The organism is Nitrobacter sp. 62-13, assembly GCF_001896955.1.
In the GTDB taxonomy this organism is placed as follows: Bacteria; Pseudomonadota; Alphaproteobacteria; order Rhizobiales; family Xanthobacteraceae; genus Nitrobacter.
The window spans coordinates 1-22,014 of record NZ_MKRN01000042.1 but is presented as its reverse complement, the minus strand read 5'-3'; the positions used below and the strand labels follow the sequence as shown (position 1 = coordinate 22,014).

The 22,014-nt window shown below is 63.1% G+C and carries 21 protein-coding genes, 1 pseudogene and 1 riboswitch; of the genes and pseudogenes, 13 read left to right on the top strand and 9 right to left on the bottom strand.

The genetic code is table 11. The features are described from left to right. Together BGN91_RS04940 and BGN91_RS04935 are read right to left on the bottom strand one after the other, a co-directional pair. Positions 1-586, bottom strand: a pseudogene (locus tag BGN91_RS04940) (dihydroorotase); the annotation flags it as partial. A gap of 138 nt (positions 587-724) precedes the next feature. After that, on the bottom strand, positions 725-1,678 hold the full coding sequence (locus BGN91_RS04935) for an aspartate carbamoyltransferase catalytic subunit (protein ID WP_292611059.1): 954 nt from the start codon (positions 1,676-1,678) through the stop codon (positions 725-727). Between the two features lie 166 nt (positions 1,679-1,844). Here BGN91_RS04935 and BGN91_RS04930 point away from each other — a divergent pair, with 166 nt between their 5' ends. Together BGN91_RS04930 and BGN91_RS04925 are read left to right on the top strand one after the other, a co-directional pair. Beyond that, positions 1,845-3,488, top strand: coding sequence for an acyl-CoA dehydrogenase family protein (locus BGN91_RS04930; protein WP_292611058.1), 1,644 nt, complete (start codon positions 1,845-1,847; stop codon positions 3,486-3,488). 132 nt (positions 3,489-3,620) lie between these two features. After that, complete coding sequence (locus tag BGN91_RS04925) at positions 3,621-4,409, top strand: CPBP family intramembrane glutamic endopeptidase (protein WP_292611057.1); 789 nt, start codon at positions 3,621-3,623, stop codon at positions 4,407-4,409. A gap of 29 nt (positions 4,410-4,438) precedes the next feature. Here the strand turns inward: BGN91_RS04925 and ruvX are convergent, their stop codons facing one another. Further along, a complete protein-coding gene (gene ruvX, locus BGN91_RS04920; protein WP_292611055.1) occupies positions 4,439-4,930 on the bottom strand; it encodes a Holliday junction resolvase RuvX in 492 nt (163 codons plus the stop codon). A 129-nt stretch (positions 4,931-5,059) separates the two neighbouring features. Here ruvX and BGN91_RS04915 point away from each other — a divergent pair, with 129 nt between their 5' ends. From BGN91_RS04915 to BGN91_RS04880, 8 genes are all read left to right on the top strand, one after another. Then, on the top strand, positions 5,060-6,130 hold the full coding sequence (locus tag BGN91_RS04915; protein ID WP_292611053.1) for a DUF561 domain-containing protein: 1,071 nt from the start codon (positions 5,060-5,062) through the stop codon (positions 6,128-6,130). Between the two features lie 112 nt (positions 6,131-6,242). After that, positions 6,243-6,530 (top strand): Asp-tRNA(Asn)/Glu-tRNA(Gln) amidotransferase subunit GatC, encoded by a 288-nt coding sequence (gene gatC / locus BGN91_RS04910; RefSeq protein WP_292611052.1) that lies wholly within the window; start codon positions 6,243-6,245, stop codon positions 6,528-6,530. 14 nt (positions 6,531-6,544) lie between these two features. After that, a complete protein-coding gene (locus BGN91_RS04905) occupies positions 6,545-6,751 on the top strand; it encodes a hypothetical protein (RefSeq protein ID WP_292611050.1) in 207 nt (68 codons plus the stop codon). Beyond that, positions 6,748-8,223, top strand: a complete 1,476-nt coding sequence (gene gatA / locus BGN91_RS04900) for an Asp-tRNA(Asn)/Glu-tRNA(Gln) amidotransferase subunit GatA (protein ID WP_292611049.1) — start codon at positions 6,748-6,750, stop codon at positions 8,221-8,223. The genes BGN91_RS04905 and gatA overlap by 4 nt, the downstream gene beginning before the upstream one ends. Then, positions 8,214-8,522, top strand: a complete 309-nt coding sequence (locus BGN91_RS04895; RefSeq protein ID WP_292611047.1) for a hypothetical protein — start codon at positions 8,214-8,216, stop codon at positions 8,520-8,522. Before gatA ends, BGN91_RS04895 begins: the two co-directional genes overlap by 10 nt. Positions 8,523-8,609: 87 nt before the next feature. Continuing rightward, on the top strand, positions 8,610-9,992 hold the full coding sequence (locus BGN91_RS04890; RefSeq protein ID WP_292611045.1) for a patatin-like phospholipase family protein: 1,383 nt from the start codon (positions 8,610-8,612) through the stop codon (positions 9,990-9,992). A 75-nt stretch (positions 9,993-10,067) separates the two neighbouring features. Then, on the top strand, positions 10,068-11,552 hold the full coding sequence (gene gatB, locus BGN91_RS04885) for an Asp-tRNA(Asn)/Glu-tRNA(Gln) amidotransferase subunit GatB (protein ID WP_292611044.1): 1,485 nt from the start codon (positions 10,068-10,070) through the stop codon (positions 11,550-11,552). A gap of 1,513 nt (positions 11,553-13,065) precedes the next feature. Next, the gene (locus tag BGN91_RS04880) at positions 13,066-13,332 is read left to right on the top strand and encodes a hypothetical protein (RefSeq protein WP_292611042.1); all 267 of its coding nucleotides are present in this window, start codon (positions 13,066-13,068) and stop codon (positions 13,330-13,332) included. Positions 13,333-13,501: 169 nt separating this feature from the next. Here BGN91_RS04880 and BGN91_RS04875 read toward each other — a convergent pair whose 3' ends face one another. Both BGN91_RS04875 and BGN91_RS04870 read right to left on the bottom strand, forming a co-directional pair. After that, positions 13,502-13,699 carry a hypothetical protein gene (locus BGN91_RS04875; protein WP_292611040.1) on the bottom strand — a complete coding sequence of 66 codons (198 nt, stop codon included), beginning with the start codon at positions 13,697-13,699 and terminating at the stop codon, positions 13,502-13,504. 158 nt (positions 13,700-13,857) lie between these two features. Further along, positions 13,858-13,995 (bottom strand): hypothetical protein, encoded by a 138-nt coding sequence (locus tag BGN91_RS04870; protein WP_292611038.1) that lies wholly within the window; start codon positions 13,993-13,995, stop codon positions 13,858-13,860. Positions 13,996-14,178: 183 nt separating this feature from the next. On the opposite strand from BGN91_RS04870, the gene BGN91_RS04865 reads away from it, so the two are divergent. Further along, complete coding sequence (locus BGN91_RS04865; RefSeq protein WP_292611036.1) at positions 14,179-14,565, top strand: hypothetical protein; 387 nt, start codon at positions 14,179-14,181, stop codon at positions 14,563-14,565. A 159-nt stretch (positions 14,566-14,724) separates the two neighbouring features. On the opposite strand, the gene BGN91_RS04860 is transcribed toward BGN91_RS04865, so the two are convergent. Next, positions 14,725-14,964, bottom strand: a complete 240-nt coding sequence (locus tag BGN91_RS04860; RefSeq protein ID WP_292611034.1) for a hypothetical protein — start codon at positions 14,962-14,964, stop codon at positions 14,725-14,727. A gap of 188 nt (positions 14,965-15,152) precedes the next feature. Between BGN91_RS04860 and recA the strand changes: the two genes are divergently transcribed. Further along, the gene (recA, locus tag BGN91_RS04855) at positions 15,153-16,241 is read left to right on the top strand and encodes a recombinase RecA (RefSeq protein WP_292611032.1); all 1,089 of its coding nucleotides are present in this window, start codon (positions 15,153-15,155) and stop codon (positions 16,239-16,241) included. A gap of 535 nt (positions 16,242-16,776) precedes the next feature. Here the strand turns inward: recA and gcvP are convergent. From gcvP to gcvT, 3 genes are all read right to left on the bottom strand, one after another. After that, positions 16,777-19,653: an aminomethyl-transferring glycine dehydrogenase gene (gene gcvP / locus BGN91_RS04850; RefSeq protein ID WP_292611030.1), complete on the bottom strand. Its 2,877-nt coding sequence runs from the start codon at positions 19,651-19,653 to the stop codon at positions 16,777-16,779. 63 nt (positions 19,654-19,716) lie between these two features. Continuing rightward, the gene (gene gcvH / locus BGN91_RS04845) at positions 19,717-20,082 is read right to left on the bottom strand and encodes a glycine cleavage system protein GcvH (protein ID WP_292611028.1); all 366 of its coding nucleotides are present in this window, start codon (positions 20,080-20,082) and stop codon (positions 19,717-19,719) included. A 9-nt stretch (positions 20,083-20,091) separates the two neighbouring features. Further along, complete coding sequence (gene gcvT / locus BGN91_RS04840) at positions 20,092-21,243, bottom strand: glycine cleavage system aminomethyltransferase GcvT (RefSeq protein ID WP_292611026.1); 1,152 nt, start codon at positions 21,241-21,243, stop codon at positions 20,092-20,094. A gap of 132 nt (positions 21,244-21,375) precedes the next feature. Further along, a riboswitch (glycine riboswitch) is annotated at positions 21,376-21,481 on the bottom strand. 253 nt (positions 21,482-21,734) lie between these two features. On the opposite strand from gcvT, the gene BGN91_RS04835 reads away from it, so the two are divergent. Beyond that, a partial coding sequence (locus BGN91_RS04835; RefSeq protein ID WP_292611024.1) for an alanine--tRNA ligase-related protein occupies positions 21,735-22,014 on the top strand: 280 nt, incomplete at its 3' end.

The window sequence follows — 22,014 nt, the reverse complement described above, 5'->3', positions numbered from 1 at the left end:
CGACCAGATGGGTGTCCTCGGTGTGATGGACGATCAGGGCGTCGAAGTCGCGGGCATAAGTCAGGGCGCGGCGCATCACCTGAGCGTTCATCACGCTGCGCGCGCCGTCGGTGAAGGCAACCGCGCCGGCCGCCTTCAGCAGTCCGATTTCGGTCATTTCCTTGCCGGCAAGCCCCTTGGTCAGCGCCGCCATCGGATGAATGTTGACGATCGCGGTATCCCGTGCGCGACGGAGCACGAAATCGACGGTCGCGGAATTGTCGATCACCGGCGAGGTATCGGGCTGGCAGACGATGGTGGTGATACCGCCGGCGGCGGCGGCGCGGCTCGCGGACGCGAAGGTTTCGCGATGGCCGGCGCCGGGTTCGCCGACGAAAGCGCGCATGTCGATCAGGCCCGGCGCGACGATCTTGCCGGCGCAGTTGATGACGTCGGTGCCTTCGGGCACGCCGGCGGCGCCGATGCCGCGACGCGCATCGCGAACGACGCCGTCGGAGATCAGCACGTCGCCGGGGGCATCGAGGTCGCGCGCAGGATCGACGATGCGGGCGTTGGCGAGCAGGACGGGGCGGCGATCTCTCACCATAACGTTACACCTTCGCCGTCATCCCGGGGCGCGAGCGCAGCAAAGCGAACCCGGAATCCAGATGAGTGGATTGCCGTTGCGCCCGGATTCCGGGTTACGGCCTTTGGCCGTCCCCGGAATGACGGGAAAGTTGCGGCCTCACGCATTCGGCAGGTTCCTCGCCAGCGCTTCGAGCACCGCCATCCGCACCGCCACGCCCATTTCAACCTGTTCGCGGATCAGCGACTGCGCACCGTCCGCCACGATGGAGTCGATCTCGACGCCGCGATTCATCGGTCCCGGATGCATGACCAGCGCGTCGGGCTTCGCATAAGCGAGCTTTTTCTGATCGAGCCCGAAATAGTGAAAATACTCCGACGTCGACGGCACGAACGAGCCGCTCATCCGTTCGCGCTGCAGGCGGAGCATCATCACAATATCGGCGCCGTCCAGCCCCTCGCGCATGTCGCGGGCGACTTCGACGCCCATGCGCTCGATGCCCGGAGGCAGCAGCGTGGAAGGCGCGACGACGCGCACGCGCGCACCCATGGCGTTGAGCAGGATGATGTTGGAGCGCGCGACGCGCGAATGCAGCACGTCGCCGCAGATCGCGACCAGAAGTCCTTCGAGACGGCCCTTGTTGCGACGGATGGTCAGCGCATCGAGCAGCGCCTGGGTCGGATGCTCGTGGGCGCCGTCGCCGGCGTTGATGACGGAGCCGTCGACCTTGCGCGCCAGAAGCTCCACCGCGCCCGAGGCGGAATGGCGCATCACCAGGATGTCCGGATGCATGGCGTTGAGCGTCATCGCGGTGTCGACCAGCGTCTCTCCCTTGCGGGTCGACATCGACGACACCGACATGTTCATCACGTCGGCGCCGAGCCGCTTGCCCGCGATTTCGAAAGAGGACTGGGTTCGGGTCGAGGCTTCGAAGAAAAGGTTGATCTGGGTGCGGCCGCGCAGCGAGGTGCGCTTCTTGTCGATCTGGCGGTTCAGTTCGACATATTCTTCGGAAAGGTCGAGCAGTCCGGTAATGTCGGCGGCGGAAAGGCCCTCGATGCCCAGCAAATGCCGGTGTCCGAGGACAAAGCTCGATTTCGGAGACGATGTCATTAAAGCCAGAGCTATAGGCAGAGTTTCCGGGCGGAGCAAGGTCGAATAGCGCTCGGGCGAGTTTTCCCCCGGTGAAGCTCGCTCAAGGTAAACGGAAAGCGGCTGTGATAACGCGTCCGTTCCGGCGTAAGGTTTGGACGGTCCCGGCGCTCGCGGAGGTTGATGCATGACACAGGCCTCTTTCGGAACCCATGAGGCGTTCAACCAGTCGCCGCCTTTCGAGGATATTGATCTGTTCGCGCTGGATCGCCCGCTGGCGGAGGCGGTGGCTGCGAACGGCGGAAAGGCCGCGGCGGTCGAGCTGTCCGGATTCGGCAGGCATTGGGGGTCGGCGGCAATGGCCGCGCGCGGCCGCCTCGCCAACGAGAATCCGCCGAAATTGCGGATGTTCGATGCGCGCGGCAACCGGCGCGACGAAGTGGAATTCCATCCGGCCTATCACGAACTGATGGCCCACAGCGCCCGCGCCGGACTCCACAATTCCACCTGGACCGTCGACGGCAAGCCGGCCGGCGGTGTTGCGGAGGTGGTTCGGGCCGCAAAATTCTACATGGCCGCGCAGGTCGAGACCGGACACCTCTGCCCGATCACCATGACCCGGGCCTCGGTGGCGGCGCTCGCTGCGCAGCCGGACGTGCTGGCGAAGGCAATGCCCGTGATCGCGACCCGGGCCTACGATCCGTCGTTTGCGCCATGGTGGAGCAAGCACGGCATGACGCTCGGCATGGGCATGACCGAGAAGCAGGGCGGCACCGACGTGCGCGCCAACCAGACCCGGGCCGCGCGCAACGGTGACACGTATCGCATCACGGGCCACAAATGGTTCATGTCGGCGCCGATGTGCGATGCATTCCTGGTGCTGGCGCAGGCCGATGGCGGGCTGACGTGCTTTTTCATGCCGCGCTTCCGTCCCGACGGCTCGGTCAACGCGATTCATTTTCAGCGGCTGAAGGACAAGCTCGGCAATCGATCCAACGCCTCTGCCGAGGTGGAATTCACCGAATCCTATGCCGAACGCGTCGGCGAGGAGGGCAAGGGCATCCGCACCATCATCCAGATGGTGCAGTTGACGCGGCAGGATTGCGCGATCGCCTCCGCGGGCTTGATGCGCTCCGGGCTGGCGCATGCGCTGCATCACGCCCGTCATCGCAGCGTGTTCCAGAAACATCTGGTCGATCAGCCGCTGATGCAGGCGGTGCTGTCGGACATGGCGTTGCATGTGGAAGCGTCGGTGGCATTGGTGATGCGGTTGTGTCGGGCGTTCGATGAAGCGCCGGCGGATGCGAAGGCGGCCGCGTGGATGCGGCTTCTGACGCCTGCGGTGAAATACTGGGTCTGCAAGAGCGCGCCGGGCCTCCTGTATGAGGCGATGGAGTGCCTCGGCGGCAACGGCTATGTTGAGGAGGGCGTTCTGGCGCGGCACTATCGCGAAGCGCCGGTCAACGCGATCTGGGAAGGCTCCGGCAACGTGATGTGCCTCGATGTGTTGCGTGTGCTGGCGCGCGAGCCGGAGGCGGCTGCGACCGTGCTCGAAGACTTCGTGGCTGATACCAAAGGCCTGCCCGGCGCTGCGGAAGCCGTGACGTTTCTTGCCAACACTTTCCGCCGGCCCGATGGCGAGCGGGCGGCGCGGCAGGCGGTTGAGACGCTGGCGCAACTGGCCGCGGCTGCGGCGCTCAACAGGACCGCGCCGGAGCAGGCGGCGCTGTTCGCGGCGACGCGCCTCAGGGGCAACCACGGGCGTATGTTCGGGACGGCCCAATTGTCCCTCGACGACAGCCGGCGACTGCTGGAGCGGGCGCTGCCGTGAGCGCCGACAACGATTCAGAACGGAGTATAGGGTCGTCGGGGCCGGGCTTGTCCGGCCATCCACGTCCTTGTGTTGCGAGGCTGCAAGACGTGGATACCGCGCACAAGGCCGGCAATGGCGAAGGGAAGGTCGATGACGTCTACTGAAGCGTCCATGTACCCAATTGTGGCGCCGCCGCCGATGCCTCCGCAACCGCGCCCGCCGCAAGCCTGGAAATTCATCGGCACCAGCCTGTGGGGCCTCGCGGTATTTGTCGCGATGTTTGCCGGGCAACTTTCGGTCCTGGCTTATTTCGTTCTGACCGATCCGGCGCCGTTCAGTTTCGACAAGGTCACGGAACACGCCGGAGACGGCCTGACTGTCGCGCTGTCGGTGGTCGCGGGACTGCCGATGGCCTTGCTGGCGCTGTGGATCCCAATCCGGCTCTCCGGCGTGTCGCTCGCAGACTATCTCGCGCTGCGCTGGATCTCGTGGCGGCATCTGCTGCTCGGCATTGCCGCTCTGGTCGCGCTCGTGTTGGGATGGGAAGGTGTGTTCTATGCGATGGGACACGAGACCTCGGCGGGATTCGTGGTGGATGTGCTGAATTCAGCGCGGGCCGAAGGCGCGCTATGGCTGCTGGTCATTGCAATCTGCGTTGTGGCGCCCGTTACCGAGGAGCTCCTGACGCGTGGCTTCCTCTATCGCGGATGGTCGGAGTCGGCCCTGCGGCCCGCCGGCGCCATCGTGCTGTCGTCACTGGTGTGGACCGCGATGCACCTGCAATACGACCCGTTCTTCTTCGCCGAGGTCTTCTCGATCGGACTGCTGTTCGGCTACCTGCGCTATCGCAGCGGCTCGATTTTGCTGACCGTGATCCTGCATGGCCTCAACAATCTCGCGGCGACACTGCAGACGTTGTGGATCGCCGGTCATTCATGAGGCTCCGCCCATGAGACGCCGCCACGCGCTCAGTCCCGACCGGAAGACCGCCGCTGCGCCGCTAGCCGGTCGAGCGCTCCCTGCAAGATGAAAATCGCGGCATGCTCGTCGATGACCTTGGCGCGCCTGGCGCGGCTCATGTCCATACCGATCAACTCGCGTTCGACGGCGGCCGTCGACAGCCGCTCGTCCCACAACCCGATGGCGAGATCGGTGAGCTTCGCCAGATTGCGCGCGAAGGCGCGAGTCGACTGCACGCGGGGCCCTTCGCTGCCGTCCATGTTGATCGGCAGCCCGAGCACGAAACCGACGGCGCTGCGTTCGCCCGAAATCGCCAGCAGCCGGGCCGCATCCGCGGTAAACGCCGTGCGCTGAATGGTCTCGACGCCGGTGGCGAGGCGACGATCCGGATCGGACACCGCCACGCCGATGGTCTTGGTGCCGAGGTCGAGCCCGACCAGGGCACCGCGTTGCGGCCAGTGCATGGCGGCTTCGATCAATGGCAGGACTGTGGCGGGCATCGTCTCGCATAACATGCGCGCGACAGGCATGGCAAAAAATGCTCAAGCGCCGGGCCGACGATCGATAGCCGCCGTGTGTGCCGGTATGCTAAGGCGCAGACCGATAACCCTATCGCGAATGAGAAGACCATGTGGCCGGACCGCAGACTGATCGATCTTTTCGGCATCGAGTTTCCCATCGTTCAGGCCCCGATGGCCGGCATCATGGATACCGAACTCGTTATCGGTGCTGCCGAGGGCGGCGCGTTGGGGTCGTTGCCGTGCGCGATGCTCTCGCCAGACAAGGCCCGCGAGCAGGTCGGCATCGTCCGGCAGCGGGTCAAGGCGCCGGTCAACATGAATTTCTTTGCCCATCGCGCGGTTGCCGCCGATCCACAACGTGACGCCCAATGGCGGATGAGGCTCGCCTCCTATTATAGAGAGTGCGACCTCGATCCGTCGGCGCCGACCGCGCCCGCGAGCCGCGCCCGGTTCGACGCGGCGATGTGCGACGTCGTCGAGGAGGTGAAGCCGGAAGTGGTCAGCTTCCATTTCGGACTGCCGGACAAGCCGCTGCTCGATCGGGTGAAAGCGACCGGCGCTGTCGTGGTCGGTTGCGCCACGATCGTGCGCGAGGCGGTCTGGCTTGAGGAAAACGGCGTTGATGCCGTCATCGCGCAGGGCGCGGAGGCGGGCGGTCACCGCAGCATGTTTCTGACCGACAACATCGCGGCGCAGCCCGGCCTCTTCGCACTGGTGCCGCAAATGGCGGATGCGGTGCGCGTGCCGATCATCGCGGCCGGCGGTGTCGCCGATGGCCGAGGCATCGCTGCCGCGTTCGCGCTTGGCGCGGCAGGCGTGCAAATCGGCACGGCCTACCTTCGCTGTCCTGAATCCAGGGCGTCGGCATTGGGTCGGGCTGCTCTCGCGGCCGCGGGCGACGACTCCACCGTCATCACCAATGTCATGACCGGGCGCGCGGCGCGCGGGATAGCCAACCGGGCGATGCGCGAAGTGGGACCGGTCTCGCCGGATGCGCCGGCGTTTCCGCACGCGGCCGCGGCTTTCGCGCCGCTCAGGGTGGCCGCCGAGAAGAAGGGTAAGACCGATTTCACCAACCTCTGGGCCGGACAGGGGGTTCGTCTTGGCCGAGAGATGCCGGCGGCGGAACTCACGCGCGCGCTGGCGGGGGATGCGTTGAAGCGGTTGAGCGCCTTGTAAGTTGTAGGAGGAACAGGGCGCGGTTGCAGCGCGAAAGCCGGGTCTGCTATAGGTCGTAAGACTTATCAGGTGGCAACACCTGAACAATAAATCCCTGCGAGGCCTTTAAAATATGTCTGTCGATGCCGCTACCGTCCGCCGTATCGGACACCTCGCGCGGATCGCGATCAGCGACGCCGAGGTTCCTGCGCTTCAGGTCGAACTGAATGCGATCCTCGCATTCGTCGAGCAGTTGCAGGAATTGAATGTCGACGGCGTCGAACCGATGACATCGGTGATGCCGATGACGATGAAAAAGCGGGCCGATGTGGTGAGCGACGGCGACATCGCCGACAAGATTATCGCCAATGCGCCGGTGACGGATGACCATTTCTTTCTGGTGCCGAAGGTCGTCGAATAACAGGTTGTGAGCCCATGTGTCTGCTGTGTAACGATGAGAAGATCTATCGGACCTATATGGATCACCTCGATGCGTTGAAGCGCCGGGGAGAGACTGCGGATCCCGACAAGGCATTGGACGCCGTCTTCGAGCAGTTCCAGGCGGAAGAAAAGGTTCGCGCCGCCGACCCCCGAAACGACAGGACGCTGTCGCCTTTTTTTTGCAGCGCGGTTGATAAATGACGGATTTGACGTCGCTCACGCTGGCCGAGGCCCGTGATGGTCTCGCGACCAAGTCGTTCACCGCGATTGAACTGACCGACGCGCATCTCGCGGCGATCGAGCGGGCGCGCGTGCTCAATGCCTATGTGCAGGAGACGCCGGAGCGGGCGAGAGCGATGGCACGCGAGGCCGACGCGCGGATTGCCGCGGGGGCGGGCGGGCCGCTCAATGGCATTCCGCTCGGCGTCAAGGACCTGTTCGCGACGGAAGGCACGCGGACCACGGCATGTTCGCAAATTCTCGACGATTTCAAGCCGCCTTATGAATCCACCGTGACATCGCGGCTCTGGCGCGACGGCGCCGTGATGCTCGGAAAACTCAATAACGACGAATTCGCGATGGGCTCGTCGAACGAAACCTCGCACTTCGGTCCGGTGCTCAATCCATGGCGGCGACAGGGGTCGGACGCGAAGCTGGTCCCCGGCGGTTCGTCGGGCGGGTCGGCCTCGGCTGTGGCGGCCGGACTGTGTCTTGGCGCGACTGCGACCGACACCGGCGGCTCGATCCGTCAGCCTGCCGCCTTCACCGGTACCGTGGGCATCAAGCCGACCTATGGACGCTGCTCGCGCTGGGGCATCGTCGCGTTCGCGTCGTCGCTCGATCAGGCCGGGCCGATCGCGCGCACCGTGCGCGACACCGCCATCCTGCTGCGTTCGATGGCCGGCCACGACCCGAAGGATACGACCTCAGTCGATCGTGACGTGCCGGACTATGAAGCCGCGGTCGGCAAATCCGTGAAGGGGATGAAGATCGGCCTTCCCAGGGAATATCGGCTCGAGGGCATGCCCGCCGAGATCGAGAGGCTGTGGACGCAGGGCGCCGAGTGGCTGAAAGCCGCGGGCGCCGAACTGGTCGAGGTCTCGCTGCCGCATACGAAATACGCGCTGCCCGCCTATTACATCGTGGCGCCCGCCGAGGCGTCGTCAAACCTCGCGCGCTACGACGGCGTTCGTTACGGCGCACGCGCCGAGGGTCGCAACATTGTCGAAATGTACGAGAATACGCGCGCCAAAGGCTTTGGCGCGGAGGTCCGCCGTCGTATCATGATCGGCACCTATGTCCTGTCCGCAGGTTATTACGACGCCTATTACCTTCGCGCACAAAAGGTTCGCACCTTGATCAAGAAGGACTTCGAGGATTGCTATGCGGCGGGCGTCGATGCAATCCTGACTCCCGCGACGCCGACCGCCGCCTTCGGAATTGGCGAGAAAGCCGGCTCCGATCCGATCGAGATGTATCTCAACGACGTCTTCACGGTGACGGCGAACATGGCTGGACTGCCGGGTATTGCCGTGCCTGCGGGCAGGGACGCTCACGGCCTGCCGCTCGGACTGCAACTGATCGGCCGTCCGTTCGACGAGGAGACGCTCCTCTCGCTTGGCGAGATCGTGGAGCAGGCGGCAGGACATTTTACGCCGGAGGTGTGGTGGTGACACCGGATGCTTTCAAGGCCAGCCTGACGAGCGCGGAGCCGCCGCAGGGCGTTTCGGCCCCGCTTGCCGCGTTGTGGTGGGCCGCCAAGGGCGACTGGAACAAGGCGCACGTCACCGTGCAAAACAAGCTGGGCACGGAGGCCGCCTGGGTGCACGCTTATTTGCATCGGCTCGATGGACGCGAGATCAGCAATGCCGCCTACTGGTATCGCCGCGCGGACAAGCCGTTTGCGAAAAGTTCGTCCGAGGACGAGTGGAACCAGATCGTCGCGGAGTTGCTGGCCGGCGCGAGCGGCTAGACGCGTCGGGCAGAGGCCGTTCGTCACGGGCGGACTGTCCGGCCATGTGCATCGGGCAGCGATATCGGCAGGGGCGATTGCACGATCATGCGTTCAGCATTTGTCATCATCGGATTGTGCGCGATACTGCTCGGTTGCGCGTCGATCCAGAATGCGCCGGTCAACCAGCCGGGCAGCAGCGCCGATCTCGCGGGCCAGCTTCACGAAAACTTCGAGGAGCGGACGGCCGCCGACGACGATCTGGTCGGCCTGTCGTTTTCAGGGGGCGGAACGCGGGCGGCAGCCTTTTCGTTCGGCGTGCTGGAAGAATTGGCGCAAATACCGGCGCGCGGCGGCGGCGGCGTGTCGATGCTCGATCGCATCGATTTCATTTCCGGCGTGTCGGGTGGCTCGGTTACCGCGGCGTATTTCGGGTTGCGAAAGCGCGCGGCCCTTGCCGACTTCCGCGAAAGATTTCTGCTGCGCAACGCGGAGGAGGGTCTGCAGACCGACCTCAATCTTGCCACGCTCGGCAAGGCATTTGCCGGCGGCATCAATGATGCCAGCGGTTTGCCGCGCTGGCTCGATGCCAATCTGTTTCATGGCGCGACCTTCGCCGATCTTCGAAGGACGGTGCGTCCGCGGGTCTGGATCAACGCTTCAGACATCTACAATCGCACGCCGTTTGTTTTCGGCGTGACCGCGTTCAGCGCGATGTGCAGCGACCTCGGATCCTATCCGCTGGCGAACGCGGTGGCGGCGTCGGCCGCGGTGCCCGTTGCGTTCGCGCCGGTGGTGATCCAGACCTTTCCGGGCCGGTGCAAGGATCCGCTGCCGGCCTGGATCGTGAAAGCGCGCGACAACCGCAACGCGCCTCCGATGCTGAGCGCGTTTGCAAAAGCGGTCAGCCGCTATCACGACGGCGAAATCCCCTACATCAAGCTGCTCGACGGCGGGCTGGTCGACAATTACGGCTTGTCCGGCTTCACCATCGCGCGGCTGTCGGCGAGCACGCCCTATGAACCGCTGTCGCCCAGTCAAGCCGTCAAAATTCGCCGCGCATTGTTTCTGGTGATCGACGCAAAGACCGGCGTCGCCGGCAACTGGATCAACACCGTGGAAGGCCCGAGCGGCGTCGACCTGGTGAAGGCGGCGGCGGACACCGCGATCGATGCCAGCGTCGGCGCCGGCTATACCGCCTTCGAGCGAACCATGGGCGACTGGCAGGCGGCGCTGATCCGCTGGCGCTGCGGCCTGTCGGCGGCCGACCGCGCCCGTTACGGCGCGCGCCCGGGCTGGAATTGTCACGATTTGAAATTGTTCGTCGGACGGATCGGCTTCGATCAACTCGATCCCACGCGCGCCGCGCGCCTGGAGACCGTTCCGACCCGCTTCCATTTGCCGCCGCAGCAGGTCGACGACGTGATCGCCGCCGGGCGCGATGCGTTGCGGGCGAGTCCCACCTTCCGCGCGTTTGCCGGCAGCATGTGAGCGAACGCAAGCGGCCCGACTTAATTGATCCGGGCGGGGGTTTTCCCGTCGCAGTCTCCGGGGTAAAAGCCGCGCATGAACGCACCTGTCAAACCATCGAACCTGATCAAGGGCGCCACCGGCGAGTGGGAGATGGTGATCGGGCTCGAAGTCCACGCCCAGGTCACATCCAACGCAAAGCTGTTCTCCGGCGCGTCGACCGCCTTCGGCGGCGAGCCCAACAGCCACGTCTCGCTGGTCGATGCGGCGATGCCCGGAATGCTGCCGGTCATCAACGAGGAATGCGTTCGTCAGGCGGTGCGGACCGGATTGGGACTGAACGCCCGGATCAACCTGCGCTCGGTGTTCGACCGCAAGAACTATTTCTATCCCGACCTGCCGCAGGGTTATCAGATCAGCCAGTACAAGTCGCCGATCGTCGGCGAGGGCGAGGTGGTGGTCGACCTGGCCGATGGCGCGAGCATCACGGTCGGAATCGAGCGGCTGCATCTCGAACAGGACGCCGGCAAGTCGCTGCACGACCAGCACGCCGACATGAGCGCGATCGACCTGAACCGCTCCGGCGTGGCGCTGATGGAAATCGTCTCCAAGCCCGACATGCGTTCGTCGGAGCAGGCCAGGGCCTATGTGACGAAGCTGCGGACGATCCTGCGCTATCTCGGCACCTGCGACGGTGACATGGAGAAGGGCAGCCTGCGCGCCGACGTCAACGTCTCGGTGCGCCGGCCCGGCGAACCGTTCGGCACCCGCTGCGAGATCAAGAACGTCAACTCCATCCGCTTCATCGGTCAGGCGATCGAACACGAGGCGCGACGCCAGATCGGCATCCTTGAGGACGGCGGCAGCATCGACCAGGAAACCCGCCTGTTCGATCCCGACAAGGGCGAGACCCGCGCGATGCGCTCCAAGGAAGAGGCGCACGACTATCGCTATTTCCCGGACCCCGACCTGCTGCCGCTGGAATTTTCGCAAGACTTCGTCGAGGCGCTGAAGGCCGACCTGCCGGAATTGCCCGATCAGAAGAAGACGCGCTTCATCGGTGACTTCGGCCTGACGCCATATGACGCCGCCGTGCTGGTCGGCGAACATGAGAGCGCCAACTTCTATGAGGCGGTGCTGGCGGGGCTTGCGAACGCGCGCCGCGACGGAAAGCTGGCCGCCAACTGGGTGATCAACGAACTATTCGGACGGCTTAACAAGGAAAGCCGGAGCATCGCGGAGTCGCCGGTATCGGCATCGCAGCTCGCCGCGATCGTCGACCTGATCGGCGAGGGGACCATTTCCGGCAAGATCGCCAAGGATCTGTTCGAGATCGTCTGGACCGAAGGCGGCGACCCGCGGGCGCTGGTTGAAGCGCGCGGGATGAAGCAGGTCACCGACATGGGTGCGATCGAGAAGGCGGTCGACGATATTGTCGCCGCTAATCCCGACAAGGCCGCGCAGGTTCGCGACAAGCCGCAGATGATCGGCTGGTTCGTCGGTCAGGTGATGAAGGCATCAGGCGGCAAGGCGAACCCGCAAGCCGTGAATGATCTGCTCAAGACCAAGCTCGGTCTGTAGTCAGTAGCCGTCATCCGCCCGGTTGCCGTCGATCGGCGCTTCAATGCCGTGCGTGTCTGCATGTGTGTCAGTCTGTCGGCATGGCGCGACGATGCGATGCGTGCTGGTCTGGCGCGTGGCCCGCATTGTCCGAAGGAGGCGGGATGCGGAGCGAGACGTCGGGCGATGCCGCGCTCCGTTTGCGCGTTGAAATTGCAGTCGCGGGTGCGTGCGTGATGCGCCGACATCACGCTGCAATGGGGTTCACGATAGCTGGTTTGGTTTTGCGAATCGGATTTGACGATTCGCAAAAAGCGCACCTTCACGAGCACCGAATGGCAGCTTCCGGGATTTCCGTGAAAATATTTTTGTTGCCAAAAGTTGCGACTCGGAGTCCGTGCTGTGACGATCTTCACCGGCACGGCGACTCGGCGCCGTGTATCACGCGCGACTGTCACCATATTTCGAAATGCAGAATGCTGCTGCGGCACAGCCGCTTCCTGAAATATTGACATTCGCCGATGCAGGTTTTTAGCGGATTACTTGCGCCGTTCGTCGCTGAATCCGTGCATCATCCTGAAACGCGTCGTCACTGCGAGGGCATTGGTCCGTCAACACTTCCTTAAGTGGGACACTGTTTTTTTCAATGTGTTGGTGTATTCGAAGGATGTGCATTTCGATTCCCGGGTGCACGCAGCGACTAAGCCATCTCACTAACCCTGGAGGGCAACATGGCCAAGAAGGCGAAGAAGGCAAAGGCGAAGAAGGTCAAGAAGGCGAAGAGCGCAGTGAAGAAGACTGCGAAGAAGACCCGCAAGGTCGCCAAGAAGAAGAAGTAATCTCGCGTTGTGGAATCGCCGGCAGACGCCGGCGACGTCGCAGGAGCCGAAGAGAGTTTGTTTCCAAGAGCAGATTTTCAATCCAGGCTCCGATCGACGAGAGAGGGTGTCGGCGAGACATCAGGTCAAACGGTCGGATCGTCTGTCCCGGGAGTCCCGTGACAACCGGTCCGAAGGAAGATCACGATGGACTTCATCGGCGGTCTTCGTTCGATGCGGATCTCAAATGTCCGCAGTCACCAGCGGCCTCGGCTGCGGTGAGAGTTGGTCCTGACGTGTTCACCGACGCCCTCGTCCTGCCGCCGGCGTGGCTCAGCCCCGGTGGTGCCGTTTCCCATCATTTTTTGGATTCGATGCCGCGATCGCGGCTTTCACGGCGTTACCCGCTCGGCGCCTTGCCTCGGGTACGGCCGGCTGTGGCGATGGTTACCGGTTTGCCAAGCACGACGGTAAACCGAATTCCGTGAAACCACGAAAGTCCCGGTAAAATAAGGGCTTTTTTCCTTCCGTATATTGTCCCCATACGGAGCGTTCACGTTCGATTCATCGCGACGCTTAAACTGCTCTTCAAATTTTACCGCCATGGTCTGCGCGTCTGGACGGCACGCCGGCGAACGGCGGTCAGGACCAGCGGGGCGACAACAAGTGGATGGGGCCGCGCTCGAAACAGGGCGGTTATAAAAAGGAACAGAGGGATGTTTCAGGGGCATATCGATTTCGACACAGCCGCGCCGGTGAGGGGCGACACCATTCAGAATATTCTGTTCGAACGTGGCTTGTATTGGGCGAGCGGCCGGGCCGGTCTGGTCGACCTTGTGGCCGCGCATAAATGGTTCAACCTTGCGGCGCTCAAGGGTCACACCGACGCGGTCGCGATGCGCCGGGAAGTTGCCGCATTGATGTCCGAGGCTGAGATCGTCGCGGCGCAGCGCGACGCGCGGGCCTGGATGACCGTGCATTGATCCGCTCTCGGACGATCCGGCCGGCAAGCTCCGCTCGAAATGTAGTGTCGTAACGAGAGCTGGTTCGGCTTGATCCTGGCTGTAGCCCGGCGCCATGCTTCGTCCCCGTCGCTATCGCGACAAGGGACTCGCATTGTTCTCGTGCAGCGACCCGCTTGAGTCGCATCTTTTAAGCGGGGCAGGCGCCCTGCAGGACGCCGGTCGCCTGACCGTAGAAACCGGCAGCTCCTGCTGAGTTCCCCAGCGAGTTCAGGATGTCGCCGACCGAAATGTAAATCTTGCTCACGGCAATCGCAGTCCGGCAGTCCATACCGCCGGCAACTGTCTCGAGATCGGTGTCGTTCAGTTCGCGCATTTCGATGTTCATGTCTCTCTCCTGTTTGAAGGAGGGGACCATCCCCTCGTGATCAACGGTGGCAGGAGTACGACGCGCCGATCTTCATCGCTGTGATGGATGTCACAAAGCGGATAGGGCACCCGCGAGGTTCGATCGTTGCCGACCTGAAATCTGACTTGGCAGCCGCTCTATATATAAATGCCGAACGAGTGGCCGAGCGCTCTTGCCAACGAGAAGCCGGCACGGGTCAATGTCCCGTTGTTGTAATTCTGATCCCACTGGTTGATCACAACCAGCGCGATTGCCAATGCGAAAATCATCCTCATGACGGTAGGTTGACACCAGAGTCTTAAGATTAAATTAGGAGAATCCCACACCCGATGTGTGTGCGGGCACGGCGCGGGCCGCACGGGCGACAACGGCGGTCCATACCGGCTGGCAATGGCTAACCGACCTGCGACCCGCGTCACGCTTACCGCCGACGTCCCTGCGGGTTAAAAGAGGAAGTGATGAAAACTTGTCTCGCGCTTGTCTTTGCCGCAGCTTTACCAAATCTGGCCCTGGCCGAAGTTCCCTGCGCGGGCGGTTCGCCGGACATGTTCAAATTCGTGAAATGGGATTTGAAAACGGTTGCTCCCGAAACGACGGAAGTAACCCTTACGGTTCACAATGCGACAAACCAGAATTTCAAGGACTCGGAAATCAAGATCAGGTGGGGCGAATGGCACCAATTCTTTTTCAAACTCAAAACGCTCGCCCGAGCCAATAGCGATATCACTTTCATGAATCCGTTTGGCATGCCGGCCCGAGATGCCAAGATGCTGCAAACCCTGACGCCGACGCTGTGTACCGTACAGACCCACGACGAAAGCGGTAACAAGAAGAATTATGACTGAAGCGAATTCGGAACGCTGCAATCTGGGTTTGGGACCGCGGGACACACTTGCCACATGCACACACGACCAAGCAGCATCAACGGCAATTCGATTATTATCCGAGCGCGATGACGGCAACGACTTTTGAAATGAAAGAGGCCGCCCGTTGAAGCGGCCCTTTTAAATAAGGGAAAACAGTATTTCAAAAACGATACCGAGGGCGATGCCGAACCATAAAGATCGGTAGGCGAGCCAGCCGACTGATGCGCCAACACATGCCGCTGGTATCAGCCCCCAGAGAAACCCGTTGTCGTAGCGGCCAATAAAGACCAACTCCGTCAGGAAGAACACGAAGATCGTCAGGACGACGCCAAGTGCTAGACGTGATTTTTCGTCTTGTGCGCGCTCGGTCTCATTCATTTCCCAAACGTAATTAGGACAATCACTCCGTCAACTTAGGACGCTTGGGCTTCAAATACGGACGGTACTCCCCGCACGAAAAGAACATATTGCGAACCGAGAACAAATAGGGTACATTAGTTCCATCATATCCCAACGGCGCCGTTCGTTGTCCCGTCTGCGAATCCCGTTCATAAGGAGCCCGGCCCATGTCCCAAGCTGCCCTGCGTATCGTCGAAGGATCCTCCATGGATAAGTCGAAAGCCCTGTCCGCCGCGCTCTCCCAGATCGAGCGTCAGTTCGGCAAGGGCTCGGTGATGAAGCTCGGCAAGAACGACAAGTCGATGGACGTCGAGGTGATTTCCTCGGGTTCGCTCGGGCTCGACATCGCGCTCGGCGTCGGCGGCCTGCCCAAGGGACGCATCGTGGAGGTCTACGGTCCGGAGTCCTCGGGCAAGACCACGCTGGCGCTGCATGCGGTTGCCGAGGCGCAAAAAAAGGGCGGTATCTGCGCCTTCATCGACGCCGAGCACGCGCTCGATCCGGTCTATGCCCGTAAGCTGGGCGTCAATGTCGACGACCTCCTGATCTCGCAGCCCGATCACGGCGAACAAGCGCTCGAAATCGCCGATACGCTAGTGCGCTCCGGCGCGGTGGACGTGCTGATCATCGATTCGGTTGCGGCGCTGGTGCCGCGCGCCGAGCTTGAGGGCGAAATGGGCGACGCGCTGCCCGGACTGCAGGCGCGGTTGATGAGCCAGGCCCTGCGCAAGCTCACCGCCTCCATCAACAAGTCCAACACCATGGTGATCTTCATCAACCAGATCCGCATGAAGATCGGGGTGATGTACGGCTCGCCGGAAACCACCACCGGCGGCAACGCGCTGAAATTCTATGCCTCCGTGCGCCTCGACATTCGCCGCATCGGCGCGATCAAGGAGCGTGACGAGGTCGTCGGCAACCAGACCCGCGTCAAGGTGGTGAAGAACAAGCTCGCGCCGCCCTTCAAGCAGGTCGAGTTCGACATCATGTACGGTGAGGGCATCTCCAAAATGGGAGAGATCCTCGATCTCGGCGTCAAGGCAGGCATCGTCGAAAAATCCGGCGCCTGGTTCTCCTATGACAGCCAGCGCATGGGGCAGGGACGCGAGAACGCGAAGGCGTTTTTACGGGCCAATCCCGACATCACTGCCAAGGTCGAAATGGCGATCCGGCAGAATTCGGGACTTATCGCCGAGCAGATTCTGGCCGGCAGCCCCGAGCGTGATGATGACGATGAGGAGCCGGCCGAGGACTGAGGCTGGTCGGCTGGGTCATTTCCGGGACGCGGGCTCATGCAGCCCGGGTACGGTGCGATCCGCAAAGACGGGAATCCTTTGCGGAAGCGTCTCGCGCCTCTCGGAAGTAAACGGGCGCTGTGGATGTTGAGTTGCCGACATCCCCAGCGTCCGTTTTTGTTTTTGATTACCCTCAACCGATACCCAAACAGGACATCCCGAGCGCGCAACGGCTTTGCTCCCACTCCGTGGTCGACCGGAAAGTTTTTTGCAAGCGCAGGTGAAGCGCGAGAGCGGCCGTGATCCGCGAAAGCGGAGTACCCGGTAAATCATATTGGGCTCGCCGCCGGCCGGGCGCGCTTCGGTTACTGCATCGTCTGCTTTCGCGGACGATGTCGCTTCATTTTCAGCTCGAACGGTTCGAGCGAAGCATGTCCTGGGTTTGACCCGAGGTTGGGCGCTGGTTCGCCTGAAGAAAACGCGTCAATTCAAAAACGCAGAGCCTCGCTTCTGATTTCCATCAGAAGCGAGGCCTTCGAATCTTGGATAGCGACGATTACTCCGCGGCCTCGGCGTAATCTTCCAGCGGCGGACAGGAACAGACAAGATTGCGATCGCCGTAGGCGTTGTCGACTCGTCCGACTGGCGACCAGTATTTATCCGAGCGCGATGTGTCGGCCGGGAAGCAGCCCTGGGCCCGGCTGTAGGGCCGCGACCAGTTATCCTCGGCGATATCGTGCACCGTATGCGGCGCGTGGCGCAGTGGCGAGGCCTCGACACTCCAGCGTCCGGCCTCGATCTCGGCGATCTCGTTCCGGATCGCGATCATGGCGTCGCCGAATCGATCGAGCTCCGCTTTCGTCTCCGATTCGGTCGGCTCGATCATCAGCGTTCCCGGCACCGGAAAACTCATGGTCGGGGCATGGAAGCCATAGTCGATCAGCCGTTTGGCGATATCGTCGACGGTGACGCCGGTTTTGGCTTTCAGCGCGCGGGGATCGATGATGCATTCATGCGCGACGCGGCCCTTCACGTTGCGGTAAAGTACCGGAAAGTGCGGATCGAGGCGCTGCGCAATATAGTTGGCGTTGAGGATCGCGACTTCGGTCGCCCGAGTCAGGCCTTCGCTGCCCATCATCAAAATGTAGATGTAGGAGATGGTCAGGATCGAGGCCGAGCCGAACGGCGCGGCCGAGACCGGTCCGACCGCGGAGGGTGTTGCGCCATCGGTTGCGGGATGGCCGGGAAGGAAGGGCGCGAGATGCGCTTTCACGCCGATCGGGCCCATGCCGGGGCCGCCGCCGCCATGAGGAATGCAGAAGGTCTTGTGCAGGTTGAGGTGGCTGACGTCGGCGCCGTAATCGCCGGGCCGCGACAGCCCGACTTGTGCGTTCATATTGGCGCCGTCGAGATAAACCTGACCGCCATGGCCGTGCACGATGTCGCAGATGTCGCGGATGCGCTCTTCGAACACGCCGTGCGTCGAGGGATAGGTGATCATGATCGCAGCGAGGCGATCGGCGTGCTGCGCCGCTTTGGTCCTGAGATCGTCGACATCGACGTCGCCACGCGCATCGCATGCCACCACCACGACCTCCATGCCGGCCATATTGGCGGAGGCGGGATTGGTGCCGTGCGCGGAGGAGGGGATCAGGCACACCGTGCGGTTGCTGTCGCCGCGCGCCGCGTGATAGCCGCGGATCGCCAGAAGCCCGGCATATTCGCCCTGCGCGCCGGAGTTCGGTTGCAGCGAGATCGCATCGTAGCCGGTGATGTCGAGCAGCCATCGTTCGAGTTGTTCGAACAGCGCGTAATAGCCCTCCGCCTGCTCGGACGGCGCGAACGGATGCAGGCTTGCGAATGCCGGCCACGTCAGCGGAATCATTTCCGTGGTGGCGTTGAGCTTCATCGTGCAGGACCCGAGCGGAATCATCGCGCGATCGAGCGCGAGATCGCGGTCGCTGAGCTTTCGCATGTAGCGCAGCATCTCGGTTTCGGAGCGGTGCGCGTGAAACACCGGATGGGTCAGATAGGATGTCCTGCGCCCGAGTTCGGCAGGCAGCAGTTCGGAAGCGTGTGGTTCGACGTCGGCATAGGACAACGCGCCGCCAAACGCCCGCCACACCGCTTCGACGATCTCCGGCGTGGTGAGCTCGTCGAGCGCGATGCCGAGCGTGCCGTCGGCATTGATCCGCAGGTTGATGCCCTGGCTGAGCGCACGGATGACGATCTCGTCCTGTCGGTCGTCCGCCTTCACGATCAGCGTATCGAAGGCTGCGCCGTTGAGCGGCGCGAAGCCGAGCCGCGTCAGGCCGGCCGCCAGCGTCGCGGTATGCCGATGTACGGTGCGCGCGATCTGCGCCAGCCCCGCGGGACCGTGATAGACCGCATACATCGAGGAAATTGCCGCCAGCAGCACCTGCGCGGTGCAGATGTTGGAGGTGGCCTTCTCGCGGCGGATGTGCTGCTCGCGGGTCTGCAGGGCGAGTCGATAGGCCGGTGCTCCGCGCGAATCCACGGAGAGGCCGACGATGCGGCCGGGCAGCAATCGCTTCAGCGCGTCGCGCACCGCCATGTAGGCCGCGTGCGGCCCGCCATAGCCCATCGGCACGCCGAAACGCTGCGCCGATCCGACTGCAACGTCGGCGCCGAGCTCGCCGGGCGAGGCCAGCAGCGTCAGCGCCAGCAGGTCGGCCGCGATCACTGCGAGGCCGCCCTTGGCCTTGATGGCGGCGATGGCCGGACGCAGATCGCGCACCGCTCCGGACGTGCCGGGATATTGCAGTACCGCGCCGAACACGTCCGCTTTGTCGAGATCGTGCAGCGGATCGCCGGTGATGAGCGTCCAGCCGAGAGGTTCAGCGCGGGTGCGCAGCACCGCCAGCGTCTGCGGATGCACTTCGTGATCGACGAAGAACGCTTTCGTTTTCACCGTCGACGCGCGCTCGGCCAGCGCCATCGCTTCAGCCACCGCGGTCGCCTCGTCGAGCAGCGAGGCGTTGGCGACGTCGAGTCCGGTGAGGTCGCAGATCATGGTCTGGAAATTGAACAGCGCTTCCAGCCGTCCCTGGCTGATTTCCGCCTGATAGGGCGTGTACGCCGTATACCACGCCGGATTTTCCAGGATATTGCGCTGGATCACCGTCGGCAGGATCGTGCCGGAATAACCTTGTCCGATCAGCGAAGTGAAGGCCTGGTTTCCCGCGGCGAGTTCCCGCATGTGCGCCAGCACTTCGACTTCGCTCAGGCCTTCGCTCAAGCCTTCGCCGAGATCGAGCGGCGCGCTCTGCCGGATCGCGGGAGGCAGCGCCTCGTCGATCAGCGCTGCCAGGCTCTTTGCGCCGACGGTGCCCAGCATCGCGTCGATATCGCGCGGCGACGGGCCGATATGGCGGTGCGCGAAGGTGGTGGCGGGCTCTTCACGGACGGTCATCGAAATGCTCCTCGATGCAAAAATTGAACGGCTTGCGTCATGGCCGGGCTTGACGAAAAAAGCTCACGCGGTGTGCGCCTTGTAGGCGGCCTCATTCATCAGGCCGCCGAGTTCGCTCTTGTCGGCGATCTTCAGCTTGAAAATCCAGGCCTTGCCGGCAGCATCTGAATTGATCAGCGCCGGTTCAGAACTGAGCGTGTCGTTGACTTCGAGAACTTCGCCCGTGATCGGCGCGTAAACATCCGAGGCCGCCTTGACCGACTCCACGACCGCCGCGGGTTCGGCCTTCTTCAACTGACGTCCGACTTTCGGAAGTTCGACGAACACGACGTCGCCAAGCTGCGACTGCGCATGATCGGTGATGCCGATGGTCGCCGTATCGCCCTCGATACGGAGCCACTCGTGATCGGTAGTATACAAAACGGTCATGACAAATCCTCAACGCTTGTAATTATGTGGAACGAAAGGCATCGCGGACACCCGCAGCGGCAGCCGCTGTCCGCGCACGTCGGCAAAGACCAGACTGCCGACGGCGGCGTGCGAGGCCGGCAGATAACCCATCGCGACCGGCGCGTTCAGGCTCGGCCCGAAGCCGCCCGAGGTCACGGCGCCGATCGGATCGGCGGAATTCGTGTCGGCAAACAGTTGCGCGCCTTCGCGCACCGGGGCACGGCCTTCCGGCAGAAGCCCGATAAGGCGGCGGGACGCGCCTTGCTCGAGCTGGGAAAGGATCACGTCGGCTCCGGGGAAACCGCCGGCGCGCGCGCCGCCGCTGCGACGGCTTTTCTGCACCGACCATTCCAGCGCGGCTTCGACTGGCGTTGTCGTGGTGTCGATGTCGTGGCCGTACAGGCAGAGTCCGGCCTCGAGCCGCAGGCTGTCGCGGGCGCCGAGGCCGATAGGCATCACGTCGGGATTGTCCAGCAGCCGGGACACCACCGCTTCAGCCCGCGCCGCGGGAATCGAGATTTCGAAGCCGTCTTCGCCGGTGTAGCCGGAACGCGAGACGAAGCAACTGATGCCGTCAACCTGTTGAGGGCCGGCATCCATGAACTTCATCGCCGGCGCTTCAGGACAGATCCTCGCCAGCGCGGACGCCGCTTTCGGCCCCTGCAGCGCGACCAGTGCGCGGTCGGTCAGCATGTCGATGGAGCAGGCGTCGGCGAGATGTTTGCGCAGATGCGCCTCGTCGGCAGCCTTGCAAGCGCCGTTGACCACCAGAAACAGGTGGTCGCCGAAATTGGCCACCATCAGGTCGTCGAGCAGGCCGCCGGCTGCATTGGTGAATTGGGCGTAGCGCTGCCGTCCCGGGGCGATCGCCACGACGTCCTGCGGCATCAGCCGTTCCAGCGCGAGCGCGGCGTCCTCGATCTTTCCGGACTTGGGCCGCAGTGCGATCTGGCCCATATGCGAGACGTCGAACAGGCCGGCGGCGGCGCGGGTGTGGAGATGTTCCTTCAGCACGCCGGCGGCGTACTGCACCGGCATGTCATAGCCCGCGAACGGCACCATCTTCCCGCCGCGCGCCAGGTGCAGGGCGTGCAGGGGCGTTTTTCGCAGGGTCGGCGCTTCGGAGACGTGCGTCGCCATCAGGGGTCCTTGCGGTTGAAAGGGACGATTCCCTGAAAACCCGTAGAAACCCCATCTGTCGCTGTGCCTGAGAGTATTATCCCGTCGGCGGGCCCTGACCGCATACGATCGAGAGCCTCTTTCCAGATGTCAACGAGTCGCGCGGTCCGTTTGCCTGAGAGTTTCCGGGGCGGTTGCTCCTTCGGCGCCGGCCTGCCTCCATTTCAGGAAACGGCCGATCTCTCCCGGCGCGACTTCAAAACAGATAGGACGAAAACACGCCTTCAACAAGGCTGTCAACGCAGATGCAGCATTTTCAACGGATGTTATTTGGACCGGCCAAGTCTCTGATCCTCCTGCGCACTTTCTGGACAGCCCGGCCACCCCCGTCTAAAAGCGGTCGCTGGACAACATGCGACTGTTAACTGGCGTATTTCTGATCGCAAAACCGATACCCATTTTGCGGAATACGCGCTCAGGGCCGCGAGCCCTTTTTGACACGATGGAACACAATGAGCGGCGTTAACGACATCAGGTCGGCCTTCCTGAACTACTTCGCGGCCAACGGCCACGAGATCGTGCCCTCGTCGCCGCTGGTTCCGCGCAACGATCCGACGTTGATGTTCACTAACGCCGGCATGGTGCAGTTCAAGAACGTCTTCACGGGCGTCGAGAAGCGGCCCTATCAGCGCGCCACCACCTCGCAGAAATGCGTGCGCGCCGGCGGCAAGCACAACGACCTCGACAATGTCGGCTACACCGCGCGCCACCACACCTTCTTCGAGATGCTCG